A 24,694-nucleotide genomic window follows, 5' to 3' on the forward strand; every position below is an offset into this window, starting at 1 on the left:
AAAACATTATACCGTGAATAAAATACTATTCAACCAACGCTATTGGAGGTTGCCGTTTTTGGCGCTTGCTGCTGTTTTTGCACTGATGCAATCAGCCTGTAAGAAAGATGTAACTGAAGCAGCTCCTGTTATAACCAGCGTTAGAAATTATGCAGCTTCTCCTGCCGATACGCTTGTTAATTCAATCATTACCGGGCAATGGGTGGTGCTCGTCGGGCATAACTTAAAGGATGCGGTACAGATCTCTTTCAACGGCGTACCCGCTACTATCAACAGCATCATGTTTTCAGATACCAGTGCTACCGTATTGGTACCGGCTGTGATACCATTTCCGTCGGTACCTGCAGAAAGTCTGAATACCATCCGTTATGTTACCAGGCATGGGGCTACTACTTTTACATTCGGCATCGTGGCTCCAGCACCTACTATTACCAGCATTTCCAATGAAAATGCCAAAGCAGGCGATTCCGTTTATATCTATGGGTTAAATTTATTTTTTATAAACGAATTGACTTTTGCCGGCACGCCAATAACCGATTATGCTGCCGCCGGCGATGGTACGTCCATCGGATTTAAACTGCCAACGCTTACACAAAGCGGCCCCGTAGTGATCAACACAAAATCCGGCACAGTTTCCACCGCCTTTAATGTAAACGATCCTACGACTGGTGTTCTCTGTAATTTTGATGATATCAATACTTTCAGTTGGGGCACCGGCACTGATAACAGCAGCACCAATTTCCCCGGCAACAAGGGCTATTATGCAGTGTTAAATAATGACGTGCTGCCTGCAGGCGATGGTAACTGGTGGAACTGGCAGCGGAGTATAAACACCAACGACGTGCAGTGGATTCCGGTTGATAGTTTAAACGTTCCTATTGATCAATATGCCATTAAGTTTGAAATCAGTGTTCCCACTGCATGGACCGGCACTTCTATTTATGTACTAAAAGGTAACTCATTTGATTATATGGCCCGTTATGAGCCGTGGCAAGGCGCCGATGGCGTTATTCCCTTTGTCACGAAGGGTTGGCATACAGTAACCCTTCCGTTATCAGAGTTCAGGGGCAGTGACGGTAAAGGTACGGCAGCGGCAAGTTTGACCACTTTACTGGGTAGCTCAGCTAAAGGTTCTGTAAATATTCATACTAAAAACTTTTCTGCCTCTCCTTCGGCTTCCGGTTTAAAAGCCGCTATAGATAATATCAGGGTGGTAAAAATTAAATAGCAGGAAAAATTTTTAACCAAATATCATGATTATGAAAACCAGAAACTTGTATGGACTTATCGGACTTGTGGTGTCCGCCGTAATGTTTGCTTATTGTAGTAAGAAGAGCGTCGTCACGCCTGAATTGTCGGTTTCTTCATCTGAAATTGCTTTTCAGGCAGATGGGGGCGCTTCCGATGTAACCATTGCCAGTAATGTGGAATGGAATATTAATAACCCGGCTTCTTCCTGGTTGCAGGTAAGCCAGTCGACCGGTAAGGGCAGCACGGCTGCTATCCGGTTGACCACCGTTCCCAATACCACAGGCGCAGCGCGCTCTGTTGTACTGGAGGTGAATGCCGGAAGTAGCCAGCTGCGCAGGGTTAAAGTAACGCAGGCCGCCAGTATATACCCGGGCTACAATACATCGCCGGCGCCGGCCAATTCAACCGGCATGGGAAGTAACGCCGTGCAGTTGGCTGCTAAATTTAAACTGGGCTGGAATATTGGCAACACCCTGGAAGCTATCGGTGGGGAAACCGCCTGGGGAAATCCTTTGATCAGTGAAAGTTATATACAGTCTGTAAAACAGCAGGGATTTACTGCCATCCGCCTTCCATGTGCATGGAACCAGTACTCCGACCAAACTACTGCTAAGATCCAGGATACCTGGCTCAACAGGGTAAAACAGGTAGTTCAGTATTGTGTGAATAACGATATGTATGTTTTACTCAATATCCACTGGGATGGTGGTTGGCTGGATGCCAATATCAACAGCGCAAAGAAGGATTCCGTTAATGCCAAACAGAAAGCATTCTGGGAACAAATTGCTACTACCATGCGTGATTTTGATGAGCATGTGATGTTCGCCAGCGCCAATGAACCTCCCGCTGAAAATGCGGAGCAGATGGACATCCTCAACAGTTATCATCAAACCTTTATCAATGCAGTCCGTTCCACCGGCGGACGTAACAGCTACCGTGTACTGGTGGTGCAGGGACCGTCAACCGATATTGATAAAACCAATAACCTGATGAATACGCTCCCCACAGATGCAGTGAGTGGTCGCATGATGGTGGAAGTACATTATTACACGCCATACCAGTTCTGTTTAATGGATGCTGATGCTTCCTGGGGTAAAATATTTTACTACTGGGGCGCCGGACATCATTCTACCATTGAACCTGACAGGAACGCCACATGGGGAGAAGAAGGTGATGTAAATACCGCCTTTGGCAAAATGAAAACCAAATTCACAGACAAACAGATTCCTGTTATAATGGGTGAATACGGCGCTTACAGACGTGGCGGCAGCAATTATGTGCCCAAAGATCTGGCCACCCACAACGATGCCGTGGATTATTGGTTGACCTATGTAACCAGGCAGGCAATCGCCAATGGTATTAAACCCTTTTTCTGGGATACAGGTGGCGCTTTGGACAGACGAAATAATACCGTGCGTGATCAACGCACCATTGATGCGCTTGTAGCTGGTGGCAGATAATTCACCGGCAGATAAATTGTTTCCGGAATGTATAAGGGATGAAGTTTAACGAATCCCTTATACATTTCTTTCGTAAAAACAGGTATGGTTGCGATTGAACGTATTGAAACAGGAAATTAACATAAATGAAAAAAATAGCAAGGCAGTTAGCACTCGGTTTTACCGGCATAATGATGACAGGTATAGCCAGTGCGCAGCTGGTGGTAAACGACAAAATGCAGGAGGAGAAGATCCACTCATTAATCAGCCGGATGACCCTGGAGGAGAAAGTTAGTCTCCTGCACGGGAATTCAAAATTTTATGTATCAGGAGTAAAAAGATTGGGTATTCCTGAATGGGCATTGAGCGACGGGCCTCATGGCGTGCGGGCAGAAATAAACCGGCACGACTGGGCTTATGCAGGATGGACCAATGATTCGGCCACCTGCTTTCCTCCGGGCACAGCGCTGGCTGCCACCTGGAATCCCAGGCTGGCTTATGAGCGGGGAATTGTATTGGGTGAGGAAGCGCGCTTCCGGAAAAAAGATATTTTACTCGGACCGGGTATCAACATTATCCGTTCGCCGCTTTGCGGAAGAAATTTCGAGTATATGAGTGAAGATCCGTTTCTTATCTCAAGAATGTCGGTTGCTTATATCAAAGCGTTACAGTCAAAAGATGTGGCGGTAAGCGTAAAACACTGGCTGGCCAATAACCAGGAGGAGCACAGGGATTCTATCGATGTATACATGAGCGAAAGAGCATTGCGTGAAATTTATTTGCCAGGATTTAAGGCATCCGTAACGGAAGGCGGCGCCTACACAGTAATGGCGGCGTACAATAAATTCAGGGGCGACTGGTGTTCTGAAAATAAATACCTGGACAGGGAACTCCTTCGTAAAGAATTTAATTTTAAAGGGGTGTTAATGACGGATTGGGCGGCTGCACATTCCACTGTAAAGGCCGCGTTAGCCGGGCTTGACCTGGAAATGGGCACGGATAAAAAAGATTACAACGAATGGTATTTTGCGAATCCGCTGATCAGGGCAGTAGAGGAAGGAAAAGTGCCTGTTGCTGTTGTTGACGAAAAGGTTGCCAATGTGTTGCGGGTAATGATAAAAACAAAAATGTTTGATGAAGGAAACCGGGAGAAAGGGAAAATGAATACGCCGGAACATCAGCAGGCGGCATATAACGATGCAGCGGAAGCAGCTGTATTGTTACAAAACAACGGAAACATACTTCCACTTAATTTCAGTAAAATAAAATCAGTGGCAGTTATTGGCGATAACGCCACCCGCAGGCATTGTGACGGAGGGCTTAGTTCCGAAATAAAATCGTTGTATGAAATTACCCCGCTCGAAGCCATCCGGGAAAAATTTGGAGCTACCGTGAAAGTGAATTTTGCACAAGGATACGCCAGACAATCCACTTTCAAAGAAGGCAGTAATGCCGGCCAAACAAGCGCAGATAGGATTGATTGGAAATTGATTGAGGAAGCTGTTGAAGTTGCAAAACAGTCGGAAGTAGTGATCGTTTTCGGAGGATTAAATCATGATTTTGATACAGAATCTTTCGACAAGCAGAATATGGATTTACCTTATGGACAAGATGTTTTGATTCGTGAGGTTGCCAAAGCCAATCCTAATACAGTGGTTGTTATTATTGCCGGATCACCGGTAAAATTATCAGGCATTGTTCAGCGGGTACCTGCTATATTGTGGTCGTGGTTTGGTGGCATGGAAGGCGGCAATGCAGTAGCCGATCTGTTGAGTGGTAAAATAAATCCCTCCGGTAAACTCCCTTTCACATTACCGGTATCGCTGGACCAGTCACCTGCACACGCATTGGGTAATTTCCCTGGTAGAAATCTTATTGTAAATTATGAAGAAGATATCCTGGTAGGATATCGTTGGTTTGATACAAAGAAAATTGTTCCCCAGTTCCCATTTGGTTTTGGTCTTTCTTATACAGGCTTCTCGATCAATAATTTTTCTACAGACAAAAGTAATTACGGGAAAGGAGAAACTATTCATGCAAAATGCACGGTGAAAAATACGGGTTCCCGCGCCGGAGCAGAAGTGGTACAGCTGTATGTCAGTGACCCGGTTTGTTCTGTGTTGCGGCCTGAAAAGGAATTGAAGGGTTTTGAGAAGATTTTCCTGCAGCCTGGCGAATCAAAAACGGTGGAGCTGATAGTGAAAATTTCAGATCTGGCGTTTTATGACGAAACAAAAAAAGCCTGGAATGTAGAAGCAGGCGATTTTGTATTACACATCGGGAATTCATCACGTGATATTTCAAAATCGGTGAAAGTTTCGGTTAAGTAGTTAAATACAATGGCCCTAAATAAAAAACAATGAATCTTCAGATGAATAAACGTGCAATACTTGTTATTATAACCATTTTAATCTCAGGATTGAATGCAACCTCGCAGGTGGCCAATCGATTTTTTCCTGAGAAGGATCTCACCACTACCGGCATCTATTACTATCCTGAACACTGGAACGAAAACCAGTGGGAACGGGATATAAAGAGAATTGCAGATATGGGCTATGAGTTTGTACATCTGGCCGAATTTGCCTGGTTTAAAATGGAACCAGAAGAAGGGAAATTTGAATTTGCCTGGCTCGACAAAGTGATAAGCCTATGCGCTAAATACAATTTGAAAGTACTGATGTGTACTCCTTCCGCAACTACACCGGCCTGGATGAGAGCGAAGTATCCTGAAACTTTTGTGATGGATGGCCATTACATCCGTGGTGAGCACGGCACACGCGGATTAGGATCTATCGTTAATCCGGCCTATCGCAAATTTGTAGAAATAGTGGTGGCTGAAATGGCCCGCCGTTATGGTCAGAACAAAAATGTAATTGGTTGGCAACTCGATAACGAGCCTGATGCCAAACCAGATTATAGTCCGTCTTCGCAGGAGGTATTCAGGCAGTGGCTGCAAAACAAATACAAAACGGTAGATGCGTTAAATGCTGCCTGGGGAACCGCTTTCTGGAGCCAGTGGTATAATAATTTTAGTGAGGTTATTATTCCCAATACCAACCTGGTAGGCTGGTGGGGCAATAATCCGCATGCCTTGCTTGATTTTAAAAGATACTCGGCAGATGCCCAGGCGGAGTTCCTCGATTTTCAGGCAGCCACATTACGGCGCTCCATTTCGAAGGACCAGTTTGTAACGACGAATTATACGGCCGTTTCCACAGGTGCTGATCCGCGGCGGACAAAACAGCTTGACTTTGCAACCTATACGGCCTATCCCAACGGAGGTACCAACAATATCGGTGACGTCGGATTCAGGCTGGGAAACAGCAGGGTTATCCTGTTTGCTGCCGAATATTATAAAGCAGTTGGCGGCGTATCCGGCGTCATGGAAATCCAGCCGGGCCCGGTAAACTGGGGCAATTACAACCCGTTGCTTTTACCAGGTACCGTACGTATGTGGCTGTACCACACATTTGCAGCAGGCGGAAAGCTTGCCAGTTCCTACCGGTTCCGTCAGATCAATTATAGTTCGGAGCAATATCATGCCGGCGTAATGCAAACAGATGGTGTAAGTCCTTCGCAGGGCGGTGTGGAGTATATGCAATACATGAAAGAAATAAAAGAGCTGCGGAAACAATACAAACCCGGCGCTTCAATGCCGGAAAAACTGGCTGCACGGTCAACGGCTATTCTTTGGAACCTGGAAAATTACTGGACCATCGACCGGCAAAAACAGACCTGGCAATGGGATACCTGGAATTACCCGATTAAATTCCTGGAGATAGCAAAATCATTTGGTGCGCCCGTAGATCTGGTCGCGGAAACGGCTGATTTGTCGAAATACAAATTTGTGATTGTCCCGGCGTACGAAATGGTTGATAGTGCTTTGGTGAAGAAGTGGAAGGAATATGCCGCAAACGGAGGACACCTGATTATTACCTGCCGCACAGCCACCAAAAACCGCATGGGACATTTCTGGGAGGCAGAATGTGCCGCTCCCATATCCACGCTGATAGGAGCGCAGGTGAAAGCAACCGATATGCTCTCAGGCAGCGCCAAAGGAGATATCCTTATGGGATCTACCCATTACAGCTGGAACAACTGGGCCGACTTACTGGCGCCGGATAAAAACACGGAAACCCTTGCCGTATTTGATAACCAGTTTTATAAAGGAAAAGCAGCGGTGGTAAAACATAAGGTTGGTAAAGGGGCTGTTACCTATATCGGCGTGGATACAGATGATGCTAAACTGGAAGCGGACATACTGAAACAGATTTATACCAGCGCAGGTGTTACCACTGAAAATTATCCGCCCGGCGTATTTGTTTACTGGCGGGATGGTTTTTATGTGGCCGTAAATTATTCCTCGGATAATTATGAAATGAAAATACCCGCCGGAGCCAAAATACTGATCGGGAGCAAAGTACTGGAACCAGCGGGTGTATTGGTTTGGAACGAATAAAAGTAACATTATGAAAAATAAAATGAGTAACAGGTATTTATTTGTTTTGATTGTATTTATTGTGGCCGGTCATATCTGCCTGGCACAAACAGGTAAGGGTTCTTTTAAAACGGACTCTGTTCCCACGTTTCCTGATCCGCCAGCCGGATTTAATGTGCAACGTAGTAATGTACCTCACGGAAAATTAACCATCGTTCAGTACGATTCAAAAACGCTTGGGAAACGCCGGGAAATGAATGTATATACGCCTCCGGGATATTCTGCTGACAAGAAATATCCTGTGCTGTACCTGTTGCATGGTTTGGGAGCAGACTATCGTCAATGGACGGAATGGTGCCAGGCAGATAACATTATGGATAACCTGATTGCAGATGGTAAAATTCAGCCTGTAATAATGGTTTTCCCAAACTGTGATTCAAAGCTGACAGTGACAGATACATCAACAGCAAACCGTTCCGGGAGAGCGGATGGTTTTGAAGGGTACAGGAAACCATTTGAAGAGGATTTATTGAAAGATATAATTCCTTACATCGATGCACATTATTCCACTATTAGTGACGCTGAACATCGTGCTATAGCAGGTTTGTCGATGGGTGGAGGACAGTCGTTGAATATAGGTTTGTACCACCTGGGAACTTTTGCCTACATCGGCGGATTTTCTTCTGCACCCAATACGAATATGTTCGGTGGCATGTATACCGATGTGAGATTTGTGCCAGATACTAAAGTGGCCCGGGAAAAGTTGAAACTGCTATGGATAGCATGTGGCAACAAGGATGGTCTTTTTGGGATTAGTGAAAAGGCCCATCAATATCTTAATGAAATAGGTGTCACCCATGTTTGGAATGTAGATACTAACGGACATGATAACACGGAGTGGGATCGTAACCTGTATCTATTTTCTCAGCACATTTTTTAACGGTTATAAGAAAGGTAAATATACTTAAAGATGAAAAGAATTTTATTACTGTTAATGCCGCTGCTTTTATCCATTTCAGGAATACTGGTAGCTCAAACCACAAAACAAAAGAAGCCGGCCACACAGGAAAGGATTATCAATATTGACTTCAACAAAACATCCGGAAAGCTGAACAGGATGTTTAATGATTGTGTTGGCGCTGGCCGTGCCAATGAAGGGCTCCGGGCAGATTGGCAACAGCAGCTGGCATATGTAAGAAAGGAATGCGGTTTCAGATACATCCGTATGCACGGTCTTTTAACAGATGATATGGCTGTATATACAGAAGATAGTAAAGGCAACCCGGTGTACAGCTATATGTACATTGATGCTTTATTCGACTATTTACAAAGTATAGGCATGAAACCCTTTGTTGAACTGGGTTTTATGCCTTCCGCACTGGCCAGTGGTTCTAAAACAATCTTCTGGTGGCGCGGTAATGTAACTCCACCAAAGGATTACGAAAAGTGGGCAGCATTGGTGCGGGATCTTACCAGGCATTTTACGGAACGTTACGGCGCAGAGGAAGTGAAAACCTGGTATTTCGAAGTTTGGAATGAGCCAAACCTGGGTGGTTTCTGGGCCGGTACGCAGGAAGACTATTTCAAGTTATACTCCTATAGTGCAAAGGCCATTAAAAGCGTTAATTCATCTTATCGCGTTGGAGGTCCAGGAACAGCCGGGGCTGCCTGGGAACCTGAAATGATTGCCTACTGCAATAAAAATAGTGTACCGATAGATTTTATAAGCACGCACGCCTATGGCGTAAAGCAGGGATATCTGGATGAATTTGGCAACTCGGGCACAGTACTCGACAAAAATCCCATGAGCGTTAGCGGTGATGTGCTTCAATCACGTAAGGAAATTGCCGGTTCTGCTATGCCAAACCTGGAGCTTCACTACACCGAATGGAGTGCCTCTTATACCCCGGCAGATCCTATCCACGACAGCTATCACGAAGCTGCGTATGTTTTGCAGAAATTAAAACAGGTGGGTAAGGCCGCCAACTCAATGTCGTATTGGGTTTTTACGGATATTTTTGAAGAACCCGGTCCCCGTTTTACACCGTTCCACGGAGGCTTTGGCATGCTGACTACGCAGGGTATTAACAAACCTGTATTCTACGCCTACCAGTTTTTGAACAGGCTGGGAGATATGGAACTGGTAAATAGCGATTCCACTTCATGGGTATGCAGGGATGCTGCAGGAAATATCCAGGCACTGGCCTGGGATTTTACCCATACTCACCCGGGAGATTCCGTACATAATCAGCAATACTATATCCGTGATCTTCCTTCAAAATCAAAAGGAAAGTTGAAGGTCAATATTGCAAATGTACCGGATGGTACCTATACCCTGGAAGTATACAAAGTAGGTTACCATAGCAACGATGCTTATTCCACTTATCTCTCTATAGGAAAACCGGCACAGCTTAACAGGCAGGAAGTTGAACAAATTAAGAAGCTAAATGATGGTTCGCCCGTTACCAGGGAAATTATTACTGTAAAAGCCGGGGTCCCTTTCACAAAGGAGCTGGAGATTCGGGAGAACGATGTTTTCTTCTTGAATATTATCAAACTGTAATGATTGCAAACAACTACTAAAAACAAAACCAATGATCAGGAAAACCCTTTTGTTTTTGTTGTGCCACATCATCCTTTATACAGCCGTTGCACAAAACGTTACTATTTCAGTTAATCCTGCTCAAAACAAACGCCTGATTTCCCCATACATATATGGCCGGAACGAAGGCTTTGATAAGCCTGCACAATTTTACAAGGATGCAGGTTTACGTTTCGCCCGTATGAATGGAGGTAATAACGCAACATGTTATAACTGGCGCAAAAAAATTACGGTCCATCCCGATTGGTATAATAATGTTTATGGTACCGATTGGGATGCTTACGCACAAAATATTGCGACCAATTATCCTGGTATGCAGGGAATGTTTGCCTTTCAATTACTGGGCAGGGCTGCATCCAACACCAGTAATAACTTCGATGATTGGGCTTTCAACCAGGCCCAGTATTGGGCGGGGGTTGGTCAGAATTTAGCTGGTGGCGGCGTACCCAATACTGCCAATCCTTCCGGTAAGGCGCTGGTGGAGGGGAATACCGATTTGTTTACGCAGACATGGCCTGCCGACTCCTCAGTGGGCATTCTTAATCATTGGTTTGGAGCCAATGGTTTAGGGCTAAACAGAAGTCAATTTTTATACTGGAATATGGACAATGAAGTAGATATATGGAATGGCACACATGACTATGCTATGCCAACACAAATATCGGCTTCTGTTTTTATGGATCACTACATAGAATTAGCAAAGAAAGCAAAAGCTCTATATCCCGGCATCAAGCTCTGCGGGCCTGTTACCACCTCGGAATGGCAATGGTATAAATGGTCAAATGAAAGTTTATACATTAATGGCCGGTATTATTCCTGGATTGAGTATTTTATAAAACGTCTTGGAGATGAGTACAAAGCAACCGGTATCAAGCTGGTAGATGTTGTAGATATTCACAACTACCCCTGGTATAATAATGACGACGCTGCGGCATTACAAGGACACCGGATTTATTATGATACGACATATGATTACCCGGGTTCAAACGGTATCAAAACAAGTACCGGCGGATGGGATGCGTCACTTACCAAACAATATATTTTCAAACGTATCGAGGGTTGGTTAACTGAACATTTTGGCGTCAACAACGGCATAACATGTGGTATAAGCGAATGGGGTACCATGTCAAGCAGTAACCCTAGCCTTGAATCTGTTATATATGCTTCGCATCTTGGTACATTTGCCAACAATGGGGTTGAATTCTTTTCGCCATGGAACTGGTCTGTTGGCATGTGGGAAACATTGCACCTTTTTAGCAGGAATGCAAAAAAGTATAGTGTTTCAAGTATTTCTTCTCTCGAAAACACGGTGTCAGCTTACTCTTCAGTAAATGAAAATGCCGACTCGTTAACGGTGATGCTGGTAAACCGGGATAGAACTGCTTCCCGCACTGTTACCATCAATCTAAGTAATTTTACTGTTGCTGATGGGAATTATCAAACATTGCAGTTGTCGTCGTTACCGGCACAGGAAACTTTTGTGTCGCACACGCAGAATGCGCTGAGTCAAAATACAGTGGCGGTAAATTCAAATTCACTTACTATAACTGTACCGGCTCTTTCTACAACGGCAATTCTGCTGGTGAAAGCCGGAGGTGTTGCCACTTACATTACGCTGACCAACCGTGCTACTGGCTTACTGCTTGATGGTATGTACCGGTACTCCGATGGCGCCAATGCGGGGCAATGGAGTAGCAGTGGCAGTGATGCACAGCAATGGACGCTGGAAACAAACGGAAGTTATGTAAAGTTGAAAAACCGCGCTTCAGGTTTGTATCTTGATGGTATGGGAAGAACCACCAGTGGTGGCCTGGCTGGTCAATGGAGCAATAGCAGCAGTTATAACCAGCAATGGCAACAGGAAACAGCCGGCAGCTATGTGAAACTAAAGAACCGTGCCACCGGGTTGTACCTGGATGGTTTGGGTCAGATTACCAACGGCGCCGATGCCGGCCAATGGCCGGAAAGCAGTAGTTATAACCAGCAATGGACAACAGGGACTGTTGCACTGGCACTAAGATCAACGGTCATAGATACTTTATCATCATCACTGAAAATGCCTGAGCCTACCAGTAACAATGTGTCAGTATATCCAAATCCTTTCTCATCAACCTTTAATATAATGATTGATAAACCTGCTGAGGTAGAACGGATTGTTATATTTGACGTTATGGGCAAGCAGGTTGAAATGGCGAAACGTATCTCAGTTTCAAGCTTAATGTCAATGGGAGGAGCCCTGAAAGCCGGTACGTATATAGTCCGGGTAGAAGCGGCAACATGGTTAAAGACATTTAAAATTGTTAAGGTAAATTAGCAAGGAATAGGTTCTCAAAATAATATTAACAATATGGTTCTTAGTACGATGAGGTATTTGCTGTGTGGAATCGTTTCTTTCCTGTGTTCAATCAGTATTAGCTATTCCCAGGTGAAGGCTCCCGGTCCATTTGGCCCGGTACCAACGGAAAATCAGATGAGATGGCAGGAAATGGAATACTATGCTTTTGTCCATTTTTCTTTAAATACTTATACAGATCAGTCGTGGGGATTTGGCAATGAAGATGTCAAATTATTTAACCCGCTAAAGCTGGACTGCCATCAGTGGGCCCGTATATGCAAAGAAGCGGGTATGAAAGGAATAATACTTACGGTAAAACACCACTGCGGTTTTTGCGTCTGGTCGTCTAAATACACGGAGTATTCTGTAAAAAATGCTCCCTGGAAAAATGGGCATGGAGATGTGGTGAGGGAAATGGCGGACGCCTGTAAAGAATACGGCTTAAAACTGGGAATATATTTGTCGCCCTGGGATAGAAACCACCCGGATTATGGAAAGCCTGAGTATATCACCTACTTCAGGAATCAGCTTACAGAACTGCTCACCAACTACGGACCGATTTTCGAAGTGTGGTTTGACGGGGCTAACGGCGGTTCCGGATATTACGGCGGCGCTAATGAAACCCGTACTATTGACCGTACTACTTACTACGACTGGCAGAATACATATAAACTGATCCGCAGGCTGCAACCGGATTGCGTGATATGGAACGATGGCGGCGACAGGGCAGACCTGCGCTGGGTAGGTACCGAAGGTGGTTTAGTGGGTGAAACGAACTGGAGTTTACTAAACGGTAAGGGCGAGGTGGAATGGAATATGTTGCATCATGGCCTGGAGAGCGGGGATTCCTGGGTGCCGGCCGAAGTAAATACTTCTATCAGACCGGAATGGTTCTATCATCCACATGAAGATAACCACGTAAAAACAGTACCGCAATTAATGGAAACGTACTATAATTCTATAGGTCGCAACGGCACCTTGCTGCTAAATTTCCCGATTATGCCAAATGGGCTGATTCATCCAAATGATGAAAAAGCTGCGCTTGGATTGGCCAAAGCCGTAAAGGAAGCATTTGCCGTGAATCTTGCCACCAATAAGAAGGCGGAAGCCTCCAATGTTCGCGGAAATGCGAGGCAGTTTGGAGCAGATATGTCCATTGATAACAATAAGAATACCTACTGGACAACTGATGATGAGGTGACTAATGCGTCGCTAACGATAGATTTGGGTAAACCAACCACGTTCAACCGTTTCCTGGTTCAGGAATACATCCGGTTAGGACAACGTGTGAAAGCCTTCACGGTGGAGGCTTTTGTTGATGGAAACTGGAAACAGCTGGCAACAGCCACCACAATCGGATATAAGCGAATCCTCCGTTTCCCGGCTGTAAAGGCAACGCAGGTTCGTCTCAATATCACCGGTTCAAAAAGTAGCCCTTTAATTTCCAATATCGGCATTTATAATGCACCACAGATTCTCGCCGCTCCTTCCATTATCAGAAATCAGTCCGGTGAAATAACTATCACTCCGGCGGATATGGAGTCGGTGGTTTACTACACGTTAGGTAGCGCGCAGCCTACTTCTAAATCAAAAAAATACACTGGTCCCTTTCAATCAGAAGGGAAACTGGAAGTAAGCGCTATTGCTTACGAACCAGCTACTGGTAAAAGCAGCCCTGTGTCCCGGGAGAAATTTGATATTTCCCGGAAGAACTGGAAAGTTATAGCACAAAATGATGAAAAGGCCAATCTGATCCTGGATGGAAATCCATTTACTGCATGGCATCAAAACAAAAACAAAGAAATGCCTATTGATCTGGTGCTCGATCTGGGAAGCGAGCAAAAGCTATGCGGTTTCAAATATCTGCCAGACCAGGGAAATGCCTCCGGTGCAATTGCAAAGTATCAGTTTTTTGTTTCGCAGGATAATAAGGAGTGGAAGCTCGTAGATGAAGGCGAATTTGCCAATATAAAAAACAATCCATTATGGCAAACGAAAAGCTTTACAGCAGTAAAGGCCCGTTATATAAAGCTTCGCGCGGTGCGTGAAGTGAATGGTAACAACGATGCCGGGTATGCGGAAGTAGATGTGATCACTCAATAGCTGATGTCTGCCCATATACCTTATATGCCGATTTAAATAAAATTTACAGGGATTGTAACGAATGAAAAAGATCAAAGCACGTTAATATTTTTCCTGAGAATCCCTGTTTATATTAAAGAGGATGTATCAAAAGTAATTTAACAGGTTTGAGAAACCGGGTAAATTACTTTTGATACATCCTTTTTATATATTCACTTATTTTGCCTGGATACTTTTAAAAAACGTATCCACCTCTTTCACCCACAATTCGGGCGCTTCCAACGCTGCAAAGTGGCCGCCTTTTTCCATGATGGCGAACCGTTTTAGGTTTGTTTTTCTTTCCGCCCATTCCCGTGGTGTTGGGGCGTCACCGGGGAATATTGCAACGCCGGTGGGGGTATTAACCTTTTGGCCTGAGGCCAGTTGCTGAAAGGAGCCTACGGCATAAGTGCGCATGGAGGAGTTAATCGTTTGGCTTACCCAATAGATCATGATATTGGTGAGTAGTTCGTCTTTTGTGAAATGATCCTCGATAGTGCCGCCCGGAGTACCCCAGGTATTGAACTTCTCAACGATCCAGGACGCCAGGCCTGCAGGGGAGTCATTCAGGCCATAGGCCTGCGTTTGCGGTTTGGTGGCGTGCAGCATGGCATATGCACCTTCCCGGTACCACCATTGCTGTATAACCTGTCCGAATTCCTGCTCAGCTTTGGACATGGTGCTCCAGTCTTCCGAACCGTTGGGATATCCCACGTCCGTCAGGTGGATGGCTGTTACGTTTTCAGGATAAAGATTGGCGATTGATTTGGCGATGCCGCTGCCTACGTCGCCTCCGGCCACCAGGAAAGTCTGATAGTTGAGTACATCTTTCATCAGCGTAGCAAAAATTTTTGCAGAACCGTCGTCTGTCATGGCTACATGACCGGAGAAACCGAAGCCGGGAATGGAAGGCACTATTACATCGTAATCGTCTGTTAACAGGGGAATGACTTTGTAAAAGCGATAAAAACAGTCGGGCCATCCGTGTAAAAGGAGCAGGGGCCTGGCATTTGGATTTTTACTTTTGATGTGCAGGAAATGAATGGGGAGGCCATCTATTTCCACTGTGAACTGTGGAAATTGGTTAAGGGTGGCTTCCTGCCTGCGCCAGTCGTATCCATTTTGCCAGTAGGCTACGAGGCTTTTGAGAAATTCAGGGTCAGTGCCGTATTGCCAGCCAATGTTTTCAGGCGCATCGGGCCAGCGGGTTTGGCGGAGGCGGTTTTGGAGGTCGTCCAGTACAGTTTGTTGTACATCGATTTTGAAGGGCTTTACAATGAACATATTGTTATTTTTTTTGGTTTGCGCGTGGGAGGTTACTGTTATCGTTGCGATGACCAGCAAAATAATGAATTGTTTCATATCTGTGTGTTTGTTGAAACAAAATTATATACGGGTTGTGACAACAGTATGTCAGTTGCAAACCGGCAATTTTTGTATTTTTTTTGACTGCTTTTTAATGATTTTAGAAGATTGGCCCGGTTTGCTCCCTTAGCCCTGATCACATTGGTATCGGGGCTTAAGGGAGGCGTCAAATTCCCGGGATTTTAGGGGTTGAATATCTTATGGTTTATTATTCTGCTGCTATAACAAACCCTCCATTTGCATTTATGGAAACGGAGAGCATGCCGTTATCGGGGATAGCTGTTTTTTCCTGTTTCAACAGGTTTTTATCATCATCAGAGATCAGTATTGCTTTTTTCTTTTTAAGGAAGGATAAATTAAGAGGAAGGGTCTTTGCCGTAGACTCTCCATTCATTCCGGCAATAAACCATTTCGTGCCTTTCCGTCTGGCAATCACAACCAGTTTCCCGGGGTAGCCGTCTATAAAGCGGGTTTCGTCCCAGGTATCAGGCAAGGTGCGCAGATAGTTTTTAGCAAAATCAGGCACATGTTCCATTCCTTCGGGAGACTCCGCCAGGTGTTGAATGCCGGATAGGAAAACAATGGTAGTGGCCAGCTCAAAAGCTGCGGTGGTTTTACGGACACTGGTTGATGGGATTTTGTACAGATTCATCGGAGTGAAGTCCATCGGATCAAATGCATTCCGGGTAAAAGGCAGCATGGTGGCATGGTTTGCCTCCAGGTCCGCATCCTCCTGGCTGAATGTAATGTACTCAAAACCCCTTACTGCTTCGGCAGTCAGCAAATTTGGATACGTGCGTGCCCATCCTCTTGGCAGTGTTGCCCCATGAAAATTTACCATCAGGTTATAGCGGGCTGCATCCTGCAGAATATCGTGGTAATACTTTATCATTGACTGGCCATCGCCTCCAAAAAAATCGATCTTAACTCCTTTTATTCCCATCGACTGTATAGTGGAAAATTCCTTTTCCCTTGCTTCTTTGGTAAGGAGTATATTGCGGGGAGTATATTTTACCGTGTTCCAGTCGCCGGCAGAATTGTACCAAAGTATCAACCCAACATTTTTTTGCCTGGCATAATCCGCCAACTCCTTTATCTTTTCATAACCGATTTTCTGGTCCCAGTTTACGTCTATCAGGCAATACTGCCAATGCATATAGGAAGCAAAATCAATATATTTCTTCTGCTCATCGTAAACAATAAAATCATCTTTACTATTGATCCAGCTCCAGCTTGATTTTCCGGGCTTTACAAACGAAGTATTTGTAATAACGGAAGGAGTGGCAACGTCAGTACCCAATGTTGATTCCACGATGGTTTTTAATGAGCCAATGGTAACAATGCGCCAGGGAGAGAAACCATTCATTTGCTGCCGCGGCAATAAACCATCGTGATACATCACTTCCCGGGGATCGGGGAATTTTACCTGGTAGAGAGGGCTTCCTGCTTCACAATTGAGACGGGTAGCGCACCAGTCGGCTCCCACTGCGGCTTCCGTGATCAGCAACCAGGTATTGTCCACCTTAAATAGTGCAGGATATATAAAGCCGGCGCCCAGTTTTGATGTTGTACCTACGGGAACATCCTGGTAATAGTGTTCTTCATATGATGGGTTTGCCTTTTCCCAGCCGGATTGGGCAACGGCTATTGGCTGTATGAAGGCCTTGGCAGAGGAAGGAAATTTAAAAGAAGTGTTTTCGGAGCGGACAATCTTAATTTCCGGATCGTCTGAAAACTGGTACCTGAATGCAAGGCCATCATTTGAGACCTGGAATATAATAGTAAACTTCTTACCATCTTTATTCTGAAAGGTGAAACTGGTTTTTCTTGCCTCATACTGAATGGATGATCTTTTACCACTCAGCATGTTGTAATGATCGTGTACTGTACTGGTAGCCGATACGGTAGTTAATTGTAAGCCATTGGAGAAATTGATTCCATCAAGATCAATTCCTAATGGAGAGGGCTCCAACACCGTGGTCTTATTATATGTGATAGAGTATTGGGGAACACCGGTGTTGTCCACAAACACGGTCACTGCAATCTTTCCATCGGGACTGGATATTTGATTCGTTGCGAATAGCTGCAGGCAAAGCAATATTGGCAATGCCATCAGTATTATGGTTTTTTTCATCAATTGATTATTTTAATATTTATATCTAAAGAAGCAGGATGTTAGTTTCTTGGTTGGAAGAACTGGTAACGGTTTTTTCATGACGAAGAATTATTTGTATGGAACGATGCGTCAAAATTATGCAGTTCCATTGAAAAGAAGGAGTGCAGATGTTTAGAATTAGGGTATGAAATGTTACAATTGTGCGAAGAGTGCCAAATAATGGGGCGATACCCGGTTTTATAAAGAATATGGTTTGTTCTTAATTTTTACTCATAAAATGCTCCTGCAATTCCCGCTTGTAGGTTTTACCAACCGGCAATATCAAGCCGTTTTCCAGATGCACCTGTGTTCCTTCCAACTGTTGTATTCTTGACAGTGCAACGATATACGACCGGTGTATCCGTTTAAAGTACCGCTTATCTAACTGTTGTTCTATTTCGATGGTAGTTGATGCACTCAGGTACATTTTCTCATCTGTAAATACCTTGACATAGTTACCATAGCTTTGTATATGTGAAATAGAGCCGGTTATTATCCTGATTATCCCGCCATCAACTTTCAGCATTAAGGAGTTGTTAGCCATCTGTCCTATTGTTGATGCAGTATTGCTGGCAACCGGCGGCTTATAACGGGCAAACACTTTATCTATTGCGGCCATAAATTTGGCAAACTCAAACGGTTTAACAAGATAGTCTACCACCTGATATTTGTATCCTTCCAGTGCATACTGGGTGTAAGCAGTGGTTAACACAATTAATGGCGGATTGGACATTGCCTCCAGCATTTCCATCCCTGATAAACCTGGCATGTTTATATCCAGGAAGAGCACGTCGACGGGATTTTTAAAGATGAAATCCATAGCGTCAACGGCGTTATAAAAATTCCCCGTTAGTGCGAGGCTGCTTGTTCCTTTTATATAATGACCAAGAACCAGGTGCGCTCCTTCTTCGTCATCGACGATAATACAACGTAGTGATTCCATAAACTACTGGTGATTTAATAGTATTTTTAAAACGACCCTGAATTCGCTTTCATGCTGAAAAGTATCGAGTTGATAATTTCCTGCGTATAGCAACTCCAGTCGCTCCCGGATGGTTGCCAGCCCAATTCCTGTAGAATCTCTTTTCAGTGCTTCATCTCCTAGAGAATTTACAATATCAACGATTAATGTCCGTTGTTCCAGTTGTATGTTAATATGTACATACCATTTCCGGGTGATGGTAATACTGTGTTTAAATGCGTTCTCAATTAACGTGATGAGGATTAATGGCGCAATGGAAAGCTTATCCGGTTCCAGACCCCCTTGTTGTACAGCATAAGAAATTTCGCAACGTTTTCCAATCCGTTCTTTTTCTATGGCTATATAATTTTCGATGAAAGCTATTTCTGCCTGCAGCGCAACGAGGGGCCTGCGCCCATCTTCAAGCTGATACCGTATCAGGTTGGATAATTTCAGAATTAAATCAGGCACCCGTTCAGGCTCTGCCAAACTCACACCATAAAGATTATTGAACATGTTGAAAAGAAAATGCGGGTTCAACTGAGCATGCAGCAGCCTTATATTCATTTCAGCAAGCAGCAGCTTGTCTTCGGTTCTTTTTCGGATTTGCGATGCGTGTTGCCTGATTAAAAACAGGAACATGATGGTACTTATGCTGGCGATACTGATAACAAAATGATAAAGTAAAACAGACATGACACTCTCCTGCTGTAAAATATCCGGTTCAATCCAGAAACAATCTACCGGAAAAAGTACCAGTGTTCCTATGAGCAAGGCACCGAATGTTACGATGGCATATGTTCCATATTTCCTGTTCCAGAATAATGGCAGAATGAAATGCCAGTGAAACTTTGCCTGTGCATATAGAATTACAAAGAAAACCAACCCCTTTATAATGGCATTGAATGAATCCAGCTGGAACCACTGATTCACCATAGTCAAAATGAACATGGCTGCAAAAATTCCGATTTCCTGCAGGTAACGCTTATTAAACCAATTTATCGTATATGCCATCTTCTGTGTTTTTTCCGGGATACCCAAAGGTCATTCTTTCACGTAAACAGGAAAAATTCAAATGACGAACGTCGTTCGTCATTTGAATGGCGGTTTTGCTCATTCTCTTTTCCCGCTGAAAAATTAAACTTTTTCCTTTGCCTGTAGTAAGATAAAACTTCATTATTAAAAACTAACAATTCCGATGGCTGGAAAATTTCTTGCTTTATTATTGCTGATACTCGCTTCAGTGGCAGTTAAAGCCCAATCTATACTCTCCGGCGAAAAAGCCATCTTTCAAATCAAAGGTATTGTGATGGACACCGCAGAGAACAAGCCCCTGGACCTGGCCACAATCATCCTGCGATATAAAGATAGCGCTGTAGCTAAAACTGCTGTAACCGGCAATGATGGCCGGTTTATTTTGACGGCGCCTGTAAGCGGAACTTATGTGTTGAGTATTTCACACACCGGTTATGAATTATATTCAGGAATTATAGAGATAAATGTGCCGGACCTTGACCTCGGCAAATTTATCCTGATGAGGCAAAGCAAACAGTTAAATGAGATAGTGGTGCAGAGCCGCAAAGCTTTGCTTCAGAACAAAGGGGATAAGCTGGTGTACAATGCTTCCGCCGATATCGGAAATAAGAGCGGGTCGGCAGCGGATGTTTTGCGCAAGGCGCCGATGGTAACCGTGGGTTCAGATGGCGTTGTAAAACTTCGGGGAGATGCCAATGTCAAAGTTTTGCTCAATGGCATTCCATCCGGGATTCTCGCTAAAAATCTTAAAGAAGCGCTGAAAGTAATCCCGGCCAGTTCTATACAGTCTATTGAGGTGATCACCGCGCCTTCTGCCAGGTATGAAGCGGAGGGTGCAGCCGGCGTCATTAATATCGTTACGCGGAAAAAAGTACAGCACACATCCGGCAGCCTTAACCTGGGTGCCGGCAACCTGGAACAGTCTGCGAACCTCGGTTTGAACATCTCCCGGAATAAATTTGATGTTAGTCTCATGGCGGGTGGCAATGTTGAAAAAGAACGGAGAAAAACTGACTTAAGCAGGGGGTTACTATACAACGGACTAAATACCGGCAACCTTGTTCAGCGTTCCGACGCGACACAGAAAACCAAAGGGGCAAGTATAGAACTGGGAACGGAGTACCGTCCTGATTCATCACAAAAGATAGGCGCTACACTTTCTTACTGGCGTGAACAATGGCCCATAAAAAGCAGCTTATATAATTATTATAAGGATGCCAAAGGCATTACTGAGTATAATCAAAACGCTGACCAGCAAGGAAGTTATCACTACTATGATCTTGCACTCAATTATCAGAAGCGTTTTAAACGTAAAAAACAGGAGTTGCAGTTATTGGGAAATCTGAGCCGTTCCACAGATCGCTCTGACTACAGCACAGATCAGTTTAGCCCTGATGGCAGGCATTTCTTTCGTGAGCTGAGTCCTAATAAAGGACGCAGCAGGGATTATAGCTTCCAGTTGGACTATACCCATCAGCTCAGCAAAAGCGGCAAGAATTTCCTGGAAACCGGTATGCGTTGGAGTAAAAATAATGCTGCCAGTAACTATACGGTGTTCAATAACCGTAATAACCCCGGTAGCAGTGATCTGCAGCAGGACCTGGAGCGTAGCGATTCGATGACTTATTTCCAGGATATTATGGCGGCTTACCTAAGCACGGCATTTGAAACCCAAAGCGGGTGGCGCTTCCGGCTGGGCGCCCGTTATGAATATACCCGGCTTGGTGCCCGCTTCAGAGGAACAACCCCTTCTTTTGAAACTGGTTTTAGTAACCTGGTGCCCAACATCCTGGTTGCGAAGAAAGTAAGTGAGGAACAGGAGTTTAAATTCAATTATACAGAACGTATTCGCCGGCCCTTTATCTGGGATCTTAATCCCTATGTAGATGCAAGTGATCCCCGTAACCTCATGCAGGGGAATCCCCGTTTGCGTCCGGAAATTACGCGTATGCTGGAAGTTTCTCACGCTTACAATATGCCATCTGGTTTTACCCTGATCAGCAGTATCTACTTCAGTTTTAACTCAAATTCAATAGAGTCTCTTGCAACAGTTGACAGCAACGGTATATCAAGGACCATTCCCCGGAATATTGCCTCCAACAGGCGTTTGGGCGCAAATGTCAATGCATACACTGTAGTGAACGACAACTGGACCATCAACGGTGGCCTGGAATTTTACCAGGTATGGTTTAAAAGCCAGGCTTTACAGGTTGGTAATAACGGCTTCTTTCACTCTTTTAATATCAACACTTCTTATACTGCTCCCGGTGGTTACATATTCGAACTATCCGGTGATTATAGTAATGGCTTTATCACGCTGCAAGGAAAAAACACTGCTGACTATACCTACCGTCTGGCCATTCAAAAGGAAATCTTGCAAAAGAAGGGAAGTATTACCCTCTCATTCAACAATCCTTTTCAGCATTACGTAAAACAGCGAAGTATGGCTACCGCCCCTTCTTTTCAAAGTGAAACCACTGCGCGGTATTATAACCGCTCCTTGTCGGTAGCCTTTAACTGGCAATTCGGAAGGGTTCATAAAAGTGATGAAGAGAAGACGCCAATTGAGCAGGCAGAGTATCCTGGTCGCCGGAGAAGGAACAGGTAGTGGTTAATCAGAATGGAGGCGGATCCGTTTCCCGTTCATGAAATCTCAAAGGGGTACATTCGGGCTAATTTAAATTCGAAATTAATCAGCTGGTCTTTCTAGCAACAAATATTTGAACCTTTCAGCAATAAATAGCAATTGTAATTGGTAGAACTTTGCTCTGTACTTTTAAATGAATATAAAATGAGCAAAACAATTTTGATTACAGGTGCGGCAAGCGGTTTTGGGAAAATCGCAGCATTTGATTTGGCGAAAAAAGGACACAAAGTCATCGCAACAGCAGAAGTTTATCCTCAAATGAGTGATTTGATCCGCGAAGCAAAAGAATCGGGTATCGAATTAGTCGCGGATAAATTAGATGTAACCAATTCCCGTGATATTGAATACATCGTAAACAAATACAACATTGATATCCTTATCAGCAATGCCGGTATCATGGAAGGCGGTCCCATCGCGGAGCAGCCTTTGGATTTAATCCGCTATATGTTTGATGTGAATGTTTTCGGTGGATTGCAGTTAGCACAAGGATTTATAAGAAAATGGATAGATCAGAAAAAAGCTGCTAAAATCGTTTTCACTACGTCCATGGGCGGTCTTTGGACGGTTCCCTACGTTGCGGCGTATTGTTCTTCCAAACACGCCATGGAAGCCATTGCAGAAGGTTTGAGAACTGAATTGAAAGAATTTAATATCAAAATCGCTACCTGCAACCCGGGCGTCTTTGGTACAGGATTTAACGACCGTGGTGTGGATTCCATTTTCCGTTGGTACAATCCGGAGAAAAACTTTACACCGCCAGCAGCGTTTGACGGCGCGGCAGCATCACTGAAAGACCAGTTAGACCCCCAATCCATGGCAGAAACGATTGTGAATGTGGCATTGGATGATAACTCTTATTTCAGAAATGTACATCCAAAAGAAACGGAAGATTATGTGAAACAATTGCAAGCGGAAGCCTGGACTGCAAAAAGCTAAATGAAACTTGAAGCACTCTACTAAAAATTACAATTCAAACAAGATGAGTATAACTTATAGCGAGGCAATACAAGTATTGAATGCTTCGATTGAGAAAGCCAAAGAATTGAATATTCCTGTGAGTATCGCGGTGGTAGACACAGGTGGTCATTTGGCGTCTTTTGCGCGATTGGACAGTGTTTATGGTGTAATTGATTTCGCCGTAAAAAAAGCAAAAACAGCTGTGATGTTTGGTGTTGACAGTGATATGATGGGCGCTATAATTGCAGGCGCAGAACTTCACAGCTATGGAATGATTAATTCAAACGACGGACTTTTGACTATTGCCGGCGGTACTGTGATAAAAGATAAAAACGGAAATATCATTGGTGCAGTCGGTTCTTCAGGAGGAACACCCCAGCAGGATAAAGAAATTGCTGAAGCAGGCGCAAAAATGTTTGCTTAATTTTTTAGACATTTGCTTAATGGGAGAAAGTAGCGAAATCATATTTGATAAATTGGTGTATTCCTGTGCATTTGAAAAACGCAGAGGGGACGAAGAGTTTATACCGGAACATTTTTTGGGATTCCAGTTGTCGGGAGAAACCCACGCTTTTTATGCGGGCGGCAATACGATTATTTCCGAAAATAAAATTGTCCTGGTTAGGAAAAACCAGCTCATCCGTACTGTGAAGTATCCCGGAAAGTCAGGCAAATATCAATTCCTTTCGATTTCATTGGATAGTGAAACCCTTCGTCAGTATGCATTGGAGTTCAAAATAACAGTGGGAAGCAGTAATAACAAACAAAAACTGTTTTTTGAACCTGATGAGTTTCTAAATGCTTATTTTCTTTCACTCAGTCCGTATATCAACAAAACGAAAGAAGCTACACCCAAGCTGGCAAACTTAAAAATCAGGGAAGCCATTGAGCTGATCCTTCAAAGCAACCCTGATTTGAAAAACATTTTATTTGATTTTTCCGACCCTTATAAAATAGATTTGGAAGAATTTATGAGCCAAAATTATATGTTCAACGTTTCGGTGGAAGCCTTTGCAAAATTGACAGGAAGAAGCATTTCAGGCTTTAAACGTGACTTTGCAAAAGTATTCAACACCACACCTAAGCAATGGTTGAAAGAAAAACGACTGGACGAAGCGATGTATCGCATCAAACAAAAAAAGGAAAAGCCAGCAGATTTTTATCTCGACTTAGGATTTGAAAACTTGTCTCATTTTTATTTTACGTTCAAACAAAAATTTGGACTCACTACTACCGAAGTATAATGGATTTTAGCCTTAATGAGGTAACATAAAAACGGGAGAAATTTAACCGGAACCCGATTAATACCCAGCTTAAAATATAAAACCCGCGACTAGCGCGGGTTTCTTCGTATTTCTGCGGACCGGAAGGCCCCCCGGTTATGAAAG

Annotated in this window: 16 protein-coding genes; 12 read left to right on the forward strand and 4 right to left on the reverse strand. The window is 44.1% G+C overall.

The genetic code is table 11. The features are described from left to right. Positions 1–13: 13 nt before the first annotated feature. From PV783_RS08565 to PV783_RS08600, 8 genes are all read left to right on the forward strand, one after another. Complete coding sequence (locus PV783_RS08565) at positions 14–1,228, forward strand: glycan-binding surface protein (RefSeq protein WP_420987718.1); 1,215 nt, start codon at positions 14–16, stop codon at positions 1,226–1,228. A gap of 31 nt (positions 1,229–1,259) precedes the next feature. Further along, positions 1,260–2,711 (forward strand): cellulase family glycosylhydrolase, encoded by a 1,452-nt coding sequence (locus PV783_RS08570; RefSeq protein ID WP_420987719.1) that lies wholly within the window; start codon positions 1,260–1,262, stop codon positions 2,709–2,711. Positions 2,712–2,836: 125 nt separating this feature from the next. Then, on the forward strand, positions 2,837–5,020 hold the full coding sequence (locus tag PV783_RS08575; protein WP_420987720.1) for a glycoside hydrolase family 3 C-terminal domain-containing protein: 2,184 nt from the start codon (positions 2,837–2,839) through the stop codon (positions 5,018–5,020). Positions 5,021–5,109: 89 nt separating this feature from the next. Then, the gene (locus PV783_RS08580) at positions 5,110–7,149 is read left to right on the forward strand and encodes a beta-galactosidase (protein ID WP_420987721.1); all 2,040 of its coding nucleotides are present in this window, start codon (positions 5,110–5,112) and stop codon (positions 7,147–7,149) included. Between the two features lie 10 nt (positions 7,150–7,159). Next, entirely contained in the window at positions 7,160–8,068 is a 909-nt protein-coding gene (locus PV783_RS08585) for an alpha/beta hydrolase (RefSeq protein ID WP_420987722.1), read from the forward strand. A 30-nt stretch (positions 8,069–8,098) separates the two neighbouring features. Then, on the forward strand, positions 8,099–9,691 hold the full coding sequence (locus PV783_RS08590; protein WP_420987723.1) for a GH39 family glycosyl hydrolase: 1,593 nt from the start codon (positions 8,099–8,101) through the stop codon (positions 9,689–9,691). Positions 9,692–9,722: 31 nt separating this feature from the next. After that, the gene (locus PV783_RS08595; protein ID WP_420987724.1) at positions 9,723–12,044 is read left to right on the forward strand and encodes an RICIN domain-containing protein; all 2,322 of its coding nucleotides are present in this window, start codon (positions 9,723–9,725) and stop codon (positions 12,042–12,044) included. A gap of 156 nt (positions 12,045–12,200) precedes the next feature. Next, the gene (locus PV783_RS08600) at positions 12,201–14,168 is read left to right on the forward strand and encodes an alpha-L-fucosidase (protein ID WP_420987725.1); all 1,968 of its coding nucleotides are present in this window, start codon (positions 12,201–12,203) and stop codon (positions 14,166–14,168) included. Between the two features lie 195 nt (positions 14,169–14,363). Here the strand turns inward: PV783_RS08600 and PV783_RS08605 are convergent, their stop codons facing one another. The 4 genes from PV783_RS08605 to PV783_RS08620 form a co-directional block, all read right to left on the reverse strand. Continuing rightward, positions 14,364–15,548 carry an epoxide hydrolase family protein gene (locus PV783_RS08605; protein ID WP_420987726.1) on the reverse strand — a complete coding sequence of 395 codons (1,185 nt, stop codon included), beginning with the start codon at positions 15,546–15,548 and terminating at the stop codon, positions 14,364–14,366. A gap of 211 nt (positions 15,549–15,759) precedes the next feature. Beyond that, a complete protein-coding gene (locus tag PV783_RS08610) occupies positions 15,760–17,685 on the reverse strand; it encodes a glycoside hydrolase family 97 catalytic domain-containing protein (RefSeq protein WP_420987727.1) in 1,926 nt (641 codons plus the stop codon). Between the two features lie 241 nt (positions 17,686–17,926). Next, on the reverse strand, positions 17,927–18,649 hold the full coding sequence (locus PV783_RS08615) for a LytR/AlgR family response regulator transcription factor (protein ID WP_420987728.1): 723 nt from the start codon (positions 18,647–18,649) through the stop codon (positions 17,927–17,929). Positions 18,650–18,652: 3 nt separating this feature from the next. Then, a complete protein-coding gene (locus PV783_RS08620; protein WP_420987729.1) occupies positions 18,653–19,681 on the reverse strand; it encodes a sensor histidine kinase in 1,029 nt (342 codons plus the stop codon). Between the two features lie 184 nt (positions 19,682–19,865). Between PV783_RS08620 and PV783_RS08625 the strand changes: the two genes are divergently transcribed. From PV783_RS08625 to PV783_RS08640, 4 genes are all read left to right on the forward strand, one after another. Continuing rightward, complete coding sequence (locus tag PV783_RS08625; protein WP_420987730.1) at positions 19,866–22,310, forward strand: outer membrane beta-barrel protein; 2,445 nt, start codon at positions 19,866–19,868, stop codon at positions 22,308–22,310. Between the two features lie 183 nt (positions 22,311–22,493). Continuing rightward, positions 22,494–23,285: an SDR family oxidoreductase gene (locus PV783_RS08630; RefSeq protein WP_420987731.1), complete on the forward strand. Its 792-nt coding sequence runs from the start codon at positions 22,494–22,496 to the stop codon at positions 23,283–23,285. 43 nt (positions 23,286–23,328) lie between these two features. Continuing rightward, positions 23,329–23,730 carry a GlcG/HbpS family heme-binding protein gene (locus PV783_RS08635; protein ID WP_420987732.1) on the forward strand — a complete coding sequence of 134 codons (402 nt, stop codon included), beginning with the start codon at positions 23,329–23,331 and terminating at the stop codon, positions 23,728–23,730. Next, on the forward strand, positions 23,654–24,550 hold the full coding sequence (locus PV783_RS08640) for a helix-turn-helix domain-containing protein (protein WP_420987814.1): 897 nt from the start codon (positions 23,654–23,656) through the stop codon (positions 24,548–24,550). Before PV783_RS08635 ends, PV783_RS08640 begins: the two co-directional genes overlap by 77 nt. Positions 24,551–24,694 lie beyond the last annotated feature (144 nt).

Origin of the sequence: Chitinophaga sp. CC14, assembly GCF_048957795.1 — a bacterium.
Classification (GTDB): Bacteria; Bacteroidota; Bacteroidia; order Chitinophagales; family Chitinophagaceae; genus Chitinophaga; species Chitinophaga ginsengisegetis.

What these genes read in the sequence shown, in the direction of transcription:
- PV783_RS08590 (WP_420987723.1), top strand. Translation starts at nt 8,099, where the DNA reads ATGAAAAGAATTTTATTACTGTTAATGCCGCTGCTTTTATCCATTTCA.
- PV783_RS08625 (WP_420987730.1), top strand. Translation starts at nt 19,866, where the DNA reads ATGGCTGGAAAATTTCTTGCTTTATTATTGCTGATACTCGCTTCAGTG.
- PV783_RS08575 (WP_420987720.1), top strand. Translation starts at nt 2,837, where the DNA reads ATGAAAAAAATAGCAAGGCAGTTAGCACTCGGTTTTACCGGCATAATG.
- PV783_RS08610 (WP_420987727.1), bottom strand. Translation starts at nt 17,685, where the DNA reads ATGAAAAAAACCATAATACTGATGGCATTGCCAATATTGCTTTGCCTG.
- PV783_RS08615 (WP_420987728.1), bottom strand. Translation starts at nt 18,649, where the DNA reads ATGGAATCACTACGTTGTATTATCGTCGATGACGAAGAAGGAGCGCAC.
- PV783_RS08600 (WP_420987725.1), top strand. Translation starts at nt 12,201, where the DNA reads ATGAGATGGCAGGAAATGGAATACTATGCTTTTGTCCATTTTTCTTTA.
- PV783_RS08585 (WP_420987722.1), top strand. Translation starts at nt 7,160, where the DNA reads ATGAAAAATAAAATGAGTAACAGGTATTTATTTGTTTTGATTGTATTT.
- PV783_RS08570 (WP_420987719.1), top strand. Translation starts at nt 1,260, where the DNA reads ATGAAAACCAGAAACTTGTATGGACTTATCGGACTTGTGGTGTCCGCC.
- PV783_RS08630 (WP_420987731.1), top strand. Translation starts at nt 22,494, where the DNA reads ATGAGCAAAACAATTTTGATTACAGGTGCGGCAAGCGGTTTTGGGAAA.
- PV783_RS08595 (WP_420987724.1), top strand. Translation starts at nt 9,723, where the DNA reads ATGATCAGGAAAACCCTTTTGTTTTTGTTGTGCCACATCATCCTTTAT.
- PV783_RS08620 (WP_420987729.1), bottom strand. Translation starts at nt 19,681, where the DNA reads ATGGCATATACGATAAATTGGTTTAATAAGCGTTACCTGCAGGAAATC.
- PV783_RS08635 (WP_420987732.1), top strand. Translation starts at nt 23,329, where the DNA reads ATGAGTATAACTTATAGCGAGGCAATACAAGTATTGAATGCTTCGATT.
- PV783_RS08605 (WP_420987726.1), bottom strand. Translation starts at nt 15,548, where the DNA reads ATGAAACAATTCATTATTTTGCTGGTCATCGCAACGATAACAGTAACC.